Here is a 13,668-nt window from a genome sequence, read left to right on the forward strand (position 1 = left end):
GTATTCAGAGCAGGGAGAGTGATTTCACTCTGATGAGAAGGTGGCAGTTGCTTGAAACGGCGAGAGAAATGCGCAGGTCAGGCAGTGCTCCCGAAACAGTTTAAACTTCATAGATGAGCCGATGACAGAATGACAGGCGCCTATACAAGTGCCCAGGTGCATCTATTTTATCGCTGCTTTCGGTAAGTTTGCATAGTACTCGTAATGGGCGATGCCTTCTGGAACCATCATGGTTTATGCCACGTTACAGAATGGTTCTGGCCGTTATTGCAACCTAGATTAATATAAATACGCGTATTGGAGATACTGGCGCTATGTCTGGTAAGACTTTTGCTCTTAGTATAGCTGTTGCACTCCTTCTGGTGATCTCCGGCGCGTTTGCTTTCGCAGTAACCGCCGTTCACCAGTCTGGTGCAAATTCAAACACTACTGAATATTCACAGTTCGGCAGCAGCATTCCAGGTGCTCGTGTGACAGCCGGATCGACGGCTGCTTCATTGTTCGGTGCTTCCGGACAGGCAGCAGCATTCGGTGCAGGGCGGTTTCCCAATTCCACTTCCGCAGCTTCCCCGTTTATAAACGCTGCCAAGAATGCCGGGGTACCGCTTCAGTATGTTTATGTGCCCGCTCCGAAGAAGGCGCCGGTCATTAATGGCAACGTCGTTTTGCCCGGCTATCTACAGGGACCGGCACCGTTCGGCATAGGCGCATATGGAATAAGGAACGTTTCAGGCACACTCCAACCGTTTATGTATACGACAACAGGATTCAATTCAAGCTTCAATGCGACTCAGCTGAATGCTTTTGATGTTAATTCATTTGATCCTAACGGCGTATCGGTACAGCTTAATGCTGTGCTGACAGGAACTACGGTTGAGGGTGTAACAGGCTACACCTACTGGACTCAGAACGTGATGTTCTATGACAGCTATGCACATCAGTTCGAAATGTTGGACAATATATGGAATTTCAGCTCTCCCGGCGCAACCATGCCTTCATCCACGATATACAGCCACACTGCGACACAGTTTCCGTACCGGTACGCTTACATCGGAGCCGGACCGGTAATAAATAACGTGAGCACGCCGTTTGTTGGGAATCTGTCGATGCAATCCGCCGTGGTCGGCGGAATGAGCACTGTATTTTTCAATTATACAATTACATTCACAAACCACAGTACAGGTAAAACCCAGACAATAGGCGGCGTCTTTGACGAAGTGCAGTTCAACTCTCTGAACGGTGTACTCGGATATACTGCGCCACTGCCACTTTACAAAGTCGACGGTGGGAACGTTACGCCGACTGGCTACATACCATATGATGCAGAGGTTGCCATCATCGGCCCCGGTGGTGGAAGCCAGATTAACATACAGTCAATAAGCGGAACGCTCAGTCTGGATTACAAGAACGCTGCAGGAAAGATGGTAAACGTCCCGAGCGCCTACGACGTAGGTTCCGAAACAGGCGAAACTTCGACAGGAATAGCGGAAGCGTGGCAGCCCTCAGGAGCGGTAACGCTTTCTTCAGGCCCGTCGCTTGTTTACGGCATGTGGAACATTACGCCATTCAGTGGCATGACGCATTACACCGGAACAATCAGTCCTGCAAATTCGTTCATGTTCGTGAGTCCAGGCAGTTCGCTTTCTCTAGGGCAGTATGGATATGTGACAACGTCAACTGGCGGGCAGTACAGCTTCTGGCTGCCCACAGGCACGTACTCGCAGGGAGTGATGTTGAGCTACCACAACCCTGAATACGGCGCACTTTCTGCGTCCGAGAATATCGTTCTCACTCTTAACTCATCGATGGGCGTCTACACGCCGCTGTACGCAATGGGCAACGCGGAGGCTGCAAACATATCGCTCTCCGGCAAGGGCACGCTTGCCAGCCCCTATCTTGCATACAACAACCAGCCTGGTTATATCAGCCCGTTTTTCGGCATGATGAATGATTACGGCTTCCCCGTATTTTCAGGCATACAGATAGTGGACACCAGCGCTCATATCGACTTCAACAATTCCCCGTCATTCAGCATAATGTACGAACAGCCACAGACGACTCTATATCTCGGGCTGCTGTACTTCGTTCCCTCTGTAAACAATCTCGGCTACGTGTTCTACAACACATCCAATCTTTCAGTTTATGGTGCAAAACTCATAACCGGCACGATACCCGCCGACGCTGCAGCGGGCTTCTACGGTGCAAATATAATGATGTGGAACTCAACGCACGACCTTATTGCCAACTCAACCTTCGTAGGCACTCCTTTCCTGCCAGCCCAGTTCTCCATTCTCATCTATAATCCAGGCACAACGAACGGCACGAACGTGCTGTTCGGCAACCACTTCTTTGACAGTTCATTCTACCCCGGTAGCATTGGTCTTGGCATTGCCAGCTCGGGAAACCTGATATTCAACAACTATTTTGCCGACCGCCTTTCCGATGTATACCAGTTCCCGTCCAATCTTTACGCAGGACTGAACACTGGAGCCTTTGTCCTCTACACTGACACATGGAATGTAACACCGGCAGCGGCAAGCACATTCGTTTACCACTTCAACGGATACAACCTTGAGGGCAACATCGTTGGCAACTCAACAATGGGAGGAAATTTCTGGAATGTGTATGTACCGGGCGTCAGCACACTGCCGTTCAATGACGGCGGCGCAATATTTGTCGGCGGAGACCACGCACCAGTGACCTATTCCGGGGCATCATATGCACCATACGTCCCTCTTATTTTCTTCGAGACAGGACTCGAAAGCGGCCAGTCCTGGTCTGTCAATCTTTCAGGTTATGTCCAGACCACTACATCCGATATGACGATATTCTACGCGCTTCCAAACGCATACTACAATTACACAGTACAGAGCGTACCGGGTTACCTCGACTTCTTCTCAAACACCGGTTCCGTATACGTGTCCGGGAGTGGTGCAAATGTTGTAAGTCTGCTATATCTGCCCTATTACACGATAACGGTCAGGGAAATTGGTCTGCCACAGGGATACAGCTGGGAGGGAGCTATCCTTACTCGCACATTATCCCCCGTCACCAGCAACACGAGCAGCACCAGCGTGACAACATTAGAGTGGGTGCCCGGCATTTGGTACCTCGGTGTTTCGCCGGTTGGCAGTTACTACAACTTCCCGGAGTACGACTCCTATTCATACAACATCACCATTGTTCCGCTCTTCAGCAACATATCTGTGACAATGCGCATGTCCCCGATATACAATAATTTCACGTTCACGCCGGTAAACATTGCGCCCGGCACGCCGTGGAGCGTGACAGTCTGGTTATTACTGCATGGAGGACCTCACGGAACAGAAGTCCTGGTAGGCACATTCTCGTCGACGAACACTAATCTGACTTTACCGCTCATTGAGGCTCAGTACGCTTACAGCTTCAGTTCAGGCAGCTACTATAAGGAAGGGAGCAATCCTTCCGGGTTCGAATTTGCACCTTTCTACTACCCGGGCATTTCATTCAATGTCTACACAGGATATCCAGTGACCTTCGACGTGAGCAACCTGCCTTCCGGTACTCAGTGGTATCTTGAAATATACGCGTTCAATGTCTACTACGATCAGTCAGTGATAACTTCCTCAGGCAGTGTTACTGTGACTGTTCCTGCTGGGGGAATTGCTTATTCGATAACGCCGGCTAACAGCTCTTATCAGTCATACAGCAACTCTGTTCTCGTTAACGCTCCTACGACCGTCAACGTTGCGATGGAGCTGAATCCCAATGTGCCGGTGACTGTGACATTCAGCGAAAGCGGCCTGTCTTCCGGTGCATCGTGGCATGTCACATTCAACGGTCAGACGCAGTCATCGACCTCATCCACGATCTCCTTCACAACTACGCCGGGAACCTACTACTACCAGGCATATTCCAACGGGAGCATATCATCCCAGAGCTCCGGTACTCTGAATGTACAGCAATCCATGAGTGTTGGCATATCGTTCTCTGCACAACCGGCACACAAAGCTGTCACAACGGACGCTGCCTCCTCTATGCTGATTGACGTGGGCCTACTGATTCTGGGACTAGTTGTCGGTGCAGTTGTCGCCTACGCAGCGGTAAAGTATGATGCATCCAGGAAGAAGGACAAAGGAAACCAGTGACAACCTGCCTGGTACAGACTGAGCCACAAACCTTTTCCAACTAAAATCTCTTATCTTCTTTTATCGATGTCAGATTGCATCTTAACTCACGCATGCTCTGCGAGCTACAGTTCATTTTTATTTTAGCGGAATTTCAAGGTTGCTCAGAATTAAATAACTCTAAATTTGAGTACATGCTAGTGCCACGTGTGAAAAGATGGTAAGCAGAGGAGTGGAAATCGGGATTCACCTGTCTCCCGGTCTTGCGGATGAAGGATTTGTTGCTCTTGCACTTGGAAATCTTGCTGCATTTAAGCTGGCATCGGAGAAAAAGGATAAACTGCAGTGGCAGGTACTGAGAATTACAGGCGGTGATTCACATCACTTCAGGCTGGTGGTGAGGCATCCGGAAAAGATGGTGGAAATGGGCATTCGCAAGAAACTGGAAGAATACATGACTGATTTGTCAATGTACTCTGAATCAAAGCTGAAAGCAGCGTTTGACGATGCGGCAAAGAACGGCCTGAAGGCAGTGCCGTTGCGAACCATTCCTGAAGATCTGGACTTGTGGAGCGATAATTTCTGGAACTGGCTTGGCTGAATGAACACTGTCTTTGTTCTTCCATGCATACAACTGAATAAAGATGCTGATGATTTGAAAATCAAGTGTGCAAAATATACACCGGTATTCGCCATTCTTTGTGTCATGGGATGAGTGCTTCAGCACGGCAGTTTTGACTTCTGCAATTTCAGTGGCGACGGGTTCGTTGGCACCTCCAGGCTCGAAGTCCTTAACGTGATATGCTCAGCGCCGGGTACGAATCAAACTTCAGGCCCTGCTCGCTTCTCGCTTTGTCCGCGCGGGGAGAATCTTCTTTACCACGACCCACCGCCGCATTGCGATCTTGCGCGTCTTCTCAAACCCCGTCTTCTCAAACATGCCCAGGGTACCGCTGCACAGGAATGAAGAGGAGACCTTCTCGCCAGTGTAGTCCTCGGGGTAGCCCTCGACCGTTCCGCCGCCGAGCTGAGCGATATATCGAAGCGCCTCGCGGAGGGCGAGTGTGGCAATGCCCTCGCCCCTTCGTTCACGGTCAATAAAGAAGCATGTGATGCGCCAGTCGGGAAGCTTATGCAGTCCTTCCTCATAGGTCTTCTTGCTCCTGATATTGGGTAGTTCCGCTGTCGAGCCGAACTGGCACCAGCCGACCGCGTTCCGGCCATCAAAGACGAGCGCGGCGTGCGCGCGGCCTTCCCGCACTCGCGCCTCTTTCATCGCCCGGTACGCCGCCGCGCCACGCTTCCCCTCCCCCGGCTCGAGATGAAACGCGATGCACCAGCATCCACCGAAGATCCCGTTGTGCTTTTCTACGAGGCGAGCAAAGGCAGGCCAAGTCGAGGAGGACAGTTGTTTCGTCGTGAATGACATTTTTTGGTTACCTGTCATGTGGTAATGGCGGACATGCTCAATAATCCTTCCAGGGCGGGGTTGAATATTGGCAGGGCCCTGCGTAAGTGGGCTACGCGGCTACATGCTCACTCGAGAATCTTATATTCTCCGATCTCCGATGACTGAAATGAAACTGGAGAGCGCCGCATCGAACGTATCCGGGGCTGAAAGGTTCAGGAGGTGGTCCGCGCCGGGAACGAGCTGCACGCTGGCGCCGGTGACACCCCTGGCAAGAAAATGCGCGCAATGAGGCATCACGGGATTGTCGCGGTCCCCCACCAGAATCCGGGTTGGGACGCGGATTTCATTCAGCCGGGCGGCGGCAGGTCCACCCTCACGCCGTTCGTGCTGGCCGGAACGCTCCTCAAAAACTTCTTTCGCATTGTCTCGGACCATTACTCGGAAAAGGTCGAGCGTGCTTTCCTTGAGTGCCGAAGCCCAGAGCTGCCGCAGGTGTTCTGTAGCCTCCTCTAGATTTCCGGCTGCCCATGCATCCGCGGCTGCCTTGGATAACCGCTCGTCCCGTTCAAACGTGGACTTCCCGCCCGGTACATGATCGTAGTCCATTCCGGAATAGCCCGGCGCGATGAGCAAGAGTCCACCCACCCTGTCGGGATGCGCGAGTGTAAGGTCGAGCGCGATTTTCCCGCCAATGCTGGGACCTACGAACAGCGGCCGCTCCATGTGCAAACGGTCGATCAGTGCCACAGCATCTTCGACAGGGGAGAAATCCGAGGACGCCGGTTCAGAACCACCGTACCCGCGCAAATCGTAGCGCACGACTCTATGGTTGCGCGCCAGAAGGGGGAATTCACGGTTCCACATGCGTCGGTCCGTTATGCCTTCATGAAGGAGCACAATCGGTGAACCGCTCCCCATGACCTCGTAGGCTAATTTCCCGCCGGACACGTCCAATGTCTGTGTAACGCTCGTGGTGCTCATCTGTGAAATTGTAGTGCAGATATTGTGCAAATACTTTGTCTCGAAATCTGTGGCGGACAGGCATGTAACAGGTCAGCCCTGGAGCGCACGCGTAAGATTATACGAATGTTCGGCCTATCCATCCCCGGTAAACGCGTAGAGCGTAGGTGGGAGAAAGCAATGAGCCGAAAGATTACTGTCAACCTCTACATGACTTTGGACGGGTACGCTGAGTTTCCACCATATCCCGGGTCGGACACTCCTTCGGCAGAACCGGGCGAAGTATTCCTTGACATGTGGATACGCCGATACGAATCGGTAGACACAGTCGTCTTCGGCCGACGGTCTTTCGAGGATCACTTAAATTTTCACTCTGAAGCTGCCCGCAAGCCCTCCGATCCAAAGTTCTTGTTCGAGTTTTCACGGTGGCTCGATAGATGCAACAAGATTGTTCTGTCACATCACATGAAGAAATCTGAGTGGCAGAATTCAACGATCATGAGCGGCAATCTGGAGGAGATAGTTTCACGTCTCAGGTCGGCACCAGGTCGCGACATCATCGTCGATGGCGGTCCTTCACTCGTCCAGGAGTTCATTCAGCGCGGTTTGGCCGACGACTACCTGATCGCGATTTGGCCAGTGCTCCTCGGGCGTGGGAAATCCTACTGGGGGGCCATGCTGAATCAGCAGACCCTGAAGCTGCTATCAGTCAAAACTCTGCCGTACGGTGAGTTGCTGCTTCATTATGAAACGGTGCGTTAAGTCAGGAGATTAGACGCCTCCTCCAGTGGCATTGAAGTAGCCATTGCCTCTGGCCAGAGTGCTGGAATGAGCTTTCGAACCTATTGACACTCACTGTCGACTTAACTCGATGGCGCTAACTACCGTATTCTTTATTGATGGGTTATCATATGTTATCATGTGATAACAAATGAAAACATCAGTAATAGGGATACGGATCGATGCGGCAACATCTTCCTTGATAGATCGCATAATCAAGTATAAACTGGCCAATTCAAAAGCAGATGCGATTAGATTCATCATGCTCAATGGAATGAAAGGAGCCACGGGCATCGTGGAAAGAAAGGAAGCGGCTGAAAAGATATTGAGTTCCTGGCACAAGAAGGGATTTCCCCGACTCCCAAAGGATCTTTCAAAGATGGCATTGAAGGAGAGGGAGTGATGGATTACATAGACACAAGTGTTGTCCTCTCACGCATCAACCCGAATGACGCAAACCATCCATCAGGAATGCGGCTAATCGAACAGTCTAGGGACATGGTGGTTTCCGCGATTACGCTTCTTGAGATGAAATCGGTATTTTCGAGAACCACAAAGCTGACAGAAGAGGAAATAGAAGCCTACCTGCGACATGTGGATGAGATTGGCATTGAAAGTAAGATTGCGAACTTTAACCGGGTTTTCACACGGGCATTAGAGATATCCTTCTGCTTGAAGATGAAAACACTCGACGTATTGCATTTGGCGGCATGTCTCGAAATAGGAGCTGAGGTCTTTGTCTCCCTCGATCAGGAGTTTGAATCACGGGCACGTGAAATCAGCAACCTGGGTATCACTGTCAGAACATCACGAGATATTGATTTGTGATTGCGAAAGTATACAGTAAGCCAGTCTACAGATACGACTTCGACTTTCAAGTTCCGGCGACGAATGCCAAGTGCGTAGAGCAGTAAGTCCCTTGCAGCAACGCTGTCCTTAAGATACTGGTCATCAGCAGCGGCAGTTCCTCGACCAGCCGTTTTGGAAGTCAACGAGTGTGGAAGTAATCAGAAAATGGAAAACATCTCATTGAATCGGTGGGGCGTCAGAGCAGTTGCCAGGTCGTTGTCTCACTGCATGCTTACAGGCGATGTTAATCGCCGCAACTTACGATTCTGTTTACAGCGTCTGGTAGAGGTTCATGACTATTGATCATGAACCCATGAAAAAGGTTTCAGGCATTGATTTAGTAAAATTCCATTTGCAAACGCAAAAATGGAATCTATAGCTTCTTGTGCCTCAATATTCCGATAGATGCCCCTATGGCTGCAATTGCAATTATTGCACCCGCGATCAGGTAAAGGTCCAAACTGCTGGATGACGAAGTGGGTGAGGTCGTTGTAGTCGTGCTGCTCCTGGAGAACGATACAGCGTGAGTTAAGGAAGAGCCGTTAGCTGTGAATGTTCCACTTGGTGCTTTGAATGCAGTGTCGGTTGTTCCTGCAACATACGCATATGTTCCATTCCCGAGGATGGTTGAGTAGGAGGTCGCTGTTATTGGACCGGATGATGCCATACCCGTTATGTTCACGAACCATGTCGAACCTGAAGGCAGTCCGGACTCCGTTATTGTAACCGTAAAAGTTGTAGTCGCAATATTGGACACCCCTGTGGGCGATGTTACATTGTCTGCATTAAGTGTAACATCTGACTGTGCCAGTGCTCTGCCGTTTAGTGTTGAGCCGGTGTTAATTGTTATTGCAGTCTGAGACAGAATAATGCCATAAATAGAAACGGTTGTCCCTATTGTGGCTCCTCCGGCTACCTGCCAGAAGATGTTCTTGGCCCGTGCTCCACCACTCAGTATTATGTGTGCGCCGTTAGCAACGGTTAATTTTCCAGATATCTGGAAAATCCAGACGGCACTTGAATTGCCGGCGAGAGTTGCACTCGTTGGTATTAAAAGCCCTGTAGACCATTTGTAGAGACCAGGTCCGAGTGTCATTCCACCGATGTTTCCTGCACCGAGGTTCACGTAGTTGGGATTGGTTCTTCCTGCTGCATTGGTGTAAGCGGTCATCATGTTATCGACTGATGTGGTTAACATTGACGGGGTTGGAGATGCGTAGTTGGATGCATACGCTTTACCGGTGACAACAGATGACGTGGAAAACTGACCGGTTGAGCTCATGATTAAGCCGAATCCGGTAATATATGTGGCAGCGGCCGGACTAACACCCAGATTTCCGACGATCTTTGTGGTTCCAGTTGTTGATATTCCTGTCTTGCCCAGAATGGCGAAATTGCCAGCTGTTCCAAGGTCGACGGATGCTATTGACGTGGAAGACGTCGAGAACATAACTGTTACATTCTGCGACGTGCCATTTACGGTTACAGTTCCTGAACTCGGAGAATTGGAGTAACCTGCGATGCCAGTGATGGTATAAGCGTAACTTCCGATTGCCATGTAAAAGTTAACATGACTCGTTGTTGACGAGTTTGACGAACCGTTAAGCGTTACAGACCAGGATGTTCCGCCTACAAGGCCGGTTTCAATGAAAGAAACAGTATACTTGGGGCTTACCGCATTAGTTGCGGAAGTGTTTCCAAATTGAGACAAATGTGTCTGGGCAGGGCTGTTGCTGGGAATCACCATACTCGCTGATATGAGAAAAGCAATAGTCATGAAGAGAACTATTGAGATTTTCACCTTCTTATTTTTCTTATTCATATTACTCACTTACAATCACGACAATTATTGACGCGATGGCGATACCACACTATATTGACTATATAAATAGATGTATTAAAAATATAGAATATCTGTTGAATATATAAACTATATACGCAATGACGTGACAGCCATACAGTTGATCAGGCCTTAATGCGATGAGACTCTATGAGACTCAATAATTGAGTTCACAAACACAAGGCAGGGCACGCATGCGCTCAATGAAGATTTCTGCGCTCATTCCCCGCAGCATAACGGACCGTCAAAGTACTCTTTCACCATCTGCACGGGTAACCCGTCCCCCGTGAATATTGATGAAACAGAGTAACACGGTGTTGCTACAGACACATTCGGCAGGCGCCCATCGGCAACGAGAAACTTCGTGCCGCAACACTACCCTGTCAGAACATCACGAGATATTGATTTGTAATTGCGAAAGAAGACAGTGGGCCATTGCGCAAACACGACTTCGGCTTAAAACTGGCGGGCGATAGACATGTGGCTCACAGACGAGCTGTTGACTGTGCGCTTAGTGCACAATGCAGAAAACGTCGTCTTCCCGGGAACACCAGGTTTCGACATCGCTGGACAGAGTGTTGCACCTCTCTGTCAATGTGAACTTCTGGGGAGAATCGTTCCGGTTGAGGGAGAAGAAGTCAGTATATTTCGGTGCAAAGGAGGAAGTGCGAGAAATTCGAACACGTGTCGTGAATGAGATAATTAGATTCTACACGATTTCAGCGCTTGGATTTTGAGCCTGCTTACCCCTTCTGTTGACCGGGTAGTCAGTCTAACCAGCCTGAGTAAGGCGGTTTGATGTCAGGCCGCAAAACAGGCATGAAAGCTCACTTTCCAATGTAATGTCGCACAGTTTGTTGCAGCTTCAGCGCATGTTTCAATGACAGCTGGAAACAAAAATTAAGCGACTTGCGACTACCTCCATATAGTCTTGAGCTGTTTGACTGTGGCGAAAGACGGATCGTTAGATATTAATGGCAATCCGCGACTCATGGCTTCTGCTGCAATCATTCTGTCATGCAATTCTGAAATATTCAGGCCCAAGAACGTTTTCCACGCCTCTAACGAAAGTGGGGACAGAGTTATGTAAGCCGCACTTCTCAATTGATCCAGCACTTCTCCGACGAGACTCCCTGGATCGGATATTCGAACCCGCCCGCGAAGCGCAATGTATAGAAACTCGCCAAGGGCTATTTCAGGTAGGAATATCATAGCCCTCCCACGCTCTGCTTCTTTGAATGCCCTATTGGCGGCAGGAGGTAGGCTATCCTCAAGATAGCGAACCAAACCAACTGTGTCGGCTACGAAATCAGTCACAGGATCCATTCCTTTCTGAGTTTGCGAAGCTGTTCCTCAAACTCATCCGAATCAATCTTTCCCTTCAGGAGTCCTCTCAGGCTGGTACGGCCGTGTTTTATCAATATGCCCTCACCGGAGTCAAGCAGTATGGCTGTTTCTCCTTCGTTCAGATGATATTTCTCGCGCAGTTCCTTCGGGAGCGTCACTTGGCCCTTCGAACTGATCGTCACCGCTTTTGACATGAATGTGGCGATGTGTTTGAAGCTCAAATACTTTGCTTTACTTTAAGTAAAGAATTAGAACATGACGTTTTAAATGGCGTGATAGGGGTATTCAGGTTGTGATGCAGTGCACAGCACGTACTAAACAGAACCTCGGAACCTCGGCCGATTATGTTCATATGCAGGGTTTGCCAATTTACCAATTGGTAAATCCTTGGAATTGAGTAAATATCTCCCAACTAATGAATTTCAGATTGAGCAGTCATTGAAAGACAAACTCGCTGAGTTGTTAGGTGGCCTAAGAATAGACAAGATTGCCGTTCAAGGGTCAATGAACAGGTTTGCTGCTGACATGATAGCCGATGTTTCGGTTGGGAGGACAAAGCGCACCCCGGTGATCGAAATAAAATCCATTGGCTAACCCAGAAATGCGCAGAGAGTGATTTTCCAAATGCACGAAGCTGTTACTCGCATTGTCAACGCTTATCCCGTCTTTGCATCCTCATATGTAACGGAATCAACATGAGATTTGTGCAAGGCTGCAGGGATAGGGCACATTGACCTGGCAGGCAACATACATCTTCGCTTTGCAAATGTCATAATCGATAAAATCTCTCCCACCTCTCCAGAACGTGAGCGCAGGGATTCCATTGAAGCAAAGCGGAGCACAGGTCCGCCGAGCCTGAGTTGAACTCGAACAGACTTTCATGTCGGGGAGTGCTGAAAGTCTCGCTGAAACCGAAAAGGTCCCTGTAAAACGCGACAGATGTCTCCACGTCATCGACATACAGGTTCACTTGCGGATCTCTAAACACCAATCCCCAAACCGTCAGCGATGAATTGAATATTTCTGAACGGTGCTGTGAACACGGAAGTTTAGCAGCTGGCAAATTCTGGGCATGCACATACAGACAGGAATCGCCGCGGTTTGCTTTTCCATTTTTGATTTTCAGAACAAGACAGTTTCATGCCTGCCAACATGTGATGATTCTGTCTCATCATCGTCTGTCACGAAATTGACTTTCTCACTTGCTTCTACTGAGTCCAGTGCTTTGACTTGTTTCCTTTCAGTTAACGCTTTTCCCTGAGGCTCTGGGAGAAACCAGTCATATAACCTCCGATGTAGCCCGCAGTTATTGCGCAGGCAAAAGGTATACTGGTCGCGAGTATGAGGTCTAGGTTCTGGGACATTGTGAGACCGGGAAAATCGATGTATCTGAAACCTGAAATCAGGACGAACCCAAGGAAAGAGCCTAAATATGCTGCTAATGCCGTAAGTACCAAAAGAACGGGAAACTGTTGGTTGCCTAAAATGAACCTGCCTACAACATATGCCAGTACAAATACAATGACTGTTCCCAGCAGAAACTCCACGTTGGCAATCGTTGTGATGGTCATCAAATTCTGGTAAATTGTTCTAAACGTGTGTCCGGTGGCCTTTAACGCGATATTCCTCCATGCCGAAATTGTGGTGCTCAAAACGAACGGAATAAGGAAGTCTAATGCATATCCTAATATATTGTGGTCGGCTTGTTTTGTCACTGCGCTAGACATGATTCCAACGGCGTGGAATATTTCAAACAAGTATTAAATCGTAACTCCGTCAACAGTATCTTAGAAGCTTTATAAAAATAGTTAATCACACCTAAATTGAGTATCATGTACCTTCAGATGGATAGTGCCACGAATCCTGTAATGGGCCATTGTATTTTGAATCACGCCGTTGTCGTAAAGTAGCAAATATTTGTCTATTTGGGACAATTTGTTCGTAATGAATGGCAATTTCTCAATTGCCAATTGTGGGAAAATTGCGAGGACTATGTTCATTCGTGACACAAGTTCTATCAATCCAGAATGGTCTGCTCCCCTAAATACTGCGACATTATTGGCTTATAAGGATCCGGAGAAAACAAGTCAGAATGAGGGTGGTTTGGAGGGAGCATTGTGACGGCGAGAACAAGAAGGAGATGGCAGCCTGAGGAGAAACTCGCTGTCATCAAGGAAGTGCAGGAGAAGGGATCTGTCGTCGAAACGTGCAGGAAATACTCCATCGACCCTGCCATGTACTATCGTTGGAAGGCATCCTACGACGCATTCGGAGTCGACGGTCTCAAGTCACACTACAGAAGGATGGAACCGGGCCTCAGGAAACTGATGAAGGAGAACTCAAGACTGAAGAAGCTGCTCGCTGAGAAGGATCTC

The 13,668-nt window shown here is 49.1% G+C and carries 14 protein-coding genes; 7 read left to right on the forward strand and 7 right to left on the reverse strand.

Annotated elements, in window-relative coordinates:
* The first annotated feature begins 314 nt into the window (after positions 1–314).
* A complete protein-coding gene (locus KIS30_08465; protein ID MBX8646772.1) occupies positions 315–4,127 on the forward strand; it encodes a thermopsin in 3,813 nt (1,270 codons plus the stop codon).
* 196 nt (positions 4,128–4,323) lie between these two features.
* The gene (locus KIS30_08470; protein ID MBX8646773.1) at positions 4,324–4,707 is read left to right on the forward strand and encodes a hypothetical protein; all 384 of its coding nucleotides are present in this window, start codon (positions 4,324–4,326) and stop codon (positions 4,705–4,707) included.
* A 228-nt stretch (positions 4,708–4,935) separates the two neighbouring features.
* On the opposite strand, the gene KIS30_08475 is transcribed toward KIS30_08470, so the two are convergent.
* Together KIS30_08475 and KIS30_08480 are read right to left on the reverse strand one after the other, a co-directional pair.
* The gene (locus tag KIS30_08475) at positions 4,936–5,535 is read right to left on the reverse strand and encodes a GNAT family N-acetyltransferase (protein MBX8646774.1); all 600 of its coding nucleotides are present in this window, start codon (positions 5,533–5,535) and stop codon (positions 4,936–4,938) included.
* A 120-nt stretch (positions 5,536–5,655) separates the two neighbouring features.
* Positions 5,656–6,528, reverse strand: coding sequence for an alpha/beta hydrolase (locus tag KIS30_08480; GenBank protein MBX8646775.1), 873 nt, complete (start codon positions 6,526–6,528; stop codon positions 5,656–5,658).
* 129 nt (positions 6,529–6,657) lie between these two features.
* Here KIS30_08480 and KIS30_08485 point away from each other — a divergent pair, with 129 nt between their 5' ends.
* From KIS30_08485 to KIS30_08495, 3 genes are all read left to right on the forward strand, one after another.
* On the forward strand, positions 6,658–7,239 hold the full coding sequence (locus KIS30_08485) for a dihydrofolate reductase family protein (protein MBX8646776.1): 582 nt from the start codon (positions 6,658–6,660) through the stop codon (positions 7,237–7,239).
* 169 nt (positions 7,240–7,408) lie between these two features.
* Positions 7,409–7,660: a hypothetical protein gene (locus tag KIS30_08490; GenBank protein ID MBX8646777.1), complete on the forward strand. Its 252-nt coding sequence runs from the start codon at positions 7,409–7,411 to the stop codon at positions 7,658–7,660.
* A complete protein-coding gene (locus KIS30_08495) occupies positions 7,660–8,085 on the forward strand; it encodes a type II toxin-antitoxin system VapC family toxin (protein ID MBX8646778.1) in 426 nt (141 codons plus the stop codon). The genes KIS30_08490 and KIS30_08495 overlap by 1 nt, the downstream gene beginning before the upstream one ends.
* Positions 8,086–8,479: 394 nt before the next feature.
* Here the strand turns inward: KIS30_08495 and KIS30_08500 are convergent, their stop codons facing one another.
* A complete protein-coding gene (locus KIS30_08500) occupies positions 8,480–9,664 on the reverse strand; it encodes a DUF3494 domain-containing protein (protein ID MBX8646779.1) in 1,185 nt (394 codons plus the stop codon).
* An 803-nt stretch (positions 9,665–10,467) separates the two neighbouring features.
* Here KIS30_08500 and KIS30_08505 point away from each other — a divergent pair.
* Complete coding sequence (locus KIS30_08505) at positions 10,468–10,683, forward strand: hypothetical protein (GenBank protein ID MBX8646780.1); 216 nt, start codon at positions 10,468–10,470, stop codon at positions 10,681–10,683.
* A gap of 178 nt (positions 10,684–10,861) precedes the next feature.
* Here the strand turns inward: KIS30_08505 and KIS30_08510 are convergent, their stop codons facing one another.
* The 4 genes from KIS30_08510 to KIS30_08525 all read right to left on the reverse strand — a co-directional run bounded on the left by KIS30_08510 (position 10,862) and on the right by KIS30_08525 (position 13,050).
* Positions 10,862–11,263, reverse strand: coding sequence for a PIN domain-containing protein (locus tag KIS30_08510; protein MBX8646781.1), 402 nt, complete (start codon positions 11,261–11,263; stop codon positions 10,862–10,864).
* Positions 11,260–11,487: an AbrB/MazE/SpoVT family DNA-binding domain-containing protein gene (locus KIS30_08515; protein MBX8646782.1), complete on the reverse strand. Its 228-nt coding sequence runs from the start codon at positions 11,485–11,487 to the stop codon at positions 11,260–11,262. Before KIS30_08515 ends, KIS30_08510 begins: the two co-directional genes overlap by 4 nt.
* A gap of 575 nt (positions 11,488–12,062) precedes the next feature.
* Entirely contained in the window at positions 12,063–12,281 is a 219-nt protein-coding gene (locus tag KIS30_08520; GenBank protein MBX8646783.1) for a VOC family protein, read from the reverse strand.
* A 256-nt stretch (positions 12,282–12,537) separates the two neighbouring features.
* A complete protein-coding gene (locus KIS30_08525) occupies positions 12,538–13,050 on the reverse strand; it encodes a hypothetical protein (protein MBX8646784.1) in 513 nt (170 codons plus the stop codon).
* Positions 13,051–13,410: 360 nt separating this feature from the next.
* On the opposite strand from KIS30_08525, the gene KIS30_08530 reads away from it, so the two are divergent.
* Positions 13,411–13,668 (forward strand): transposase (locus tag KIS30_08530; GenBank protein MBX8646785.1); only part of this gene is annotated, 258 nt, incomplete at its 3' end.

The organism is Candidatus Sysuiplasma acidicola (genome assembly GCA_019721035.1).
GTDB lineage: Archaea > Thermoplasmatota > Thermoplasmata > Sysuiplasmatales > Sysuiplasmataceae > Sysuiplasma > Sysuiplasma acidicola.

Bases quoted from the DNA above. Each gene is read 5' to 3' on its own strand.
- KIS30_08465 (MBX8646772.1), top strand. From the start codon at position 315: ATGTCTGGTAAGACTTTTGCTCTTAGTATAGCTGTTGCACTCCTTCTG.
- KIS30_08470 (MBX8646773.1), top strand. From the start codon at position 4,324: ATGGTAAGCAGAGGAGTGGAAATCGGGATTCACCTGTCTCCCGGTCTT.
- KIS30_08475 (MBX8646774.1), bottom strand. From the start codon at position 5,535: ATGTCATTCACGACGAAACAACTGTCCTCCTCGACTTGGCCTGCCTTT.
- KIS30_08485 (MBX8646776.1), top strand. From the start codon at position 6,658: ATGAGCCGAAAGATTACTGTCAACCTCTACATGACTTTGGACGGGTAC.
- KIS30_08490 (MBX8646777.1), top strand. From the start codon at position 7,409: ATGAAAACATCAGTAATAGGGATACGGATCGATGCGGCAACATCTTCC.
- KIS30_08495 (MBX8646778.1), top strand. From the start codon at position 7,660: ATGGATTACATAGACACAAGTGTTGTCCTCTCACGCATCAACCCGAAT.
- KIS30_08500 (MBX8646779.1), bottom strand. From the start codon at position 9,664: ATGGCAATCGGAAGTTACGCTTATACCATCACTGGCATCGCAGGTTAC.
- KIS30_08505 (MBX8646780.1), top strand. From the start codon at position 10,468: ATGCAGAAAACGTCGTCTTCCCGGGAACACCAGGTTTCGACATCGCTG.
- KIS30_08515 (MBX8646782.1), bottom strand. From the start codon at position 11,487: ATGTCAAAAGCGGTGACGATCAGTTCGAAGGGCCAAGTGACGCTCCCG.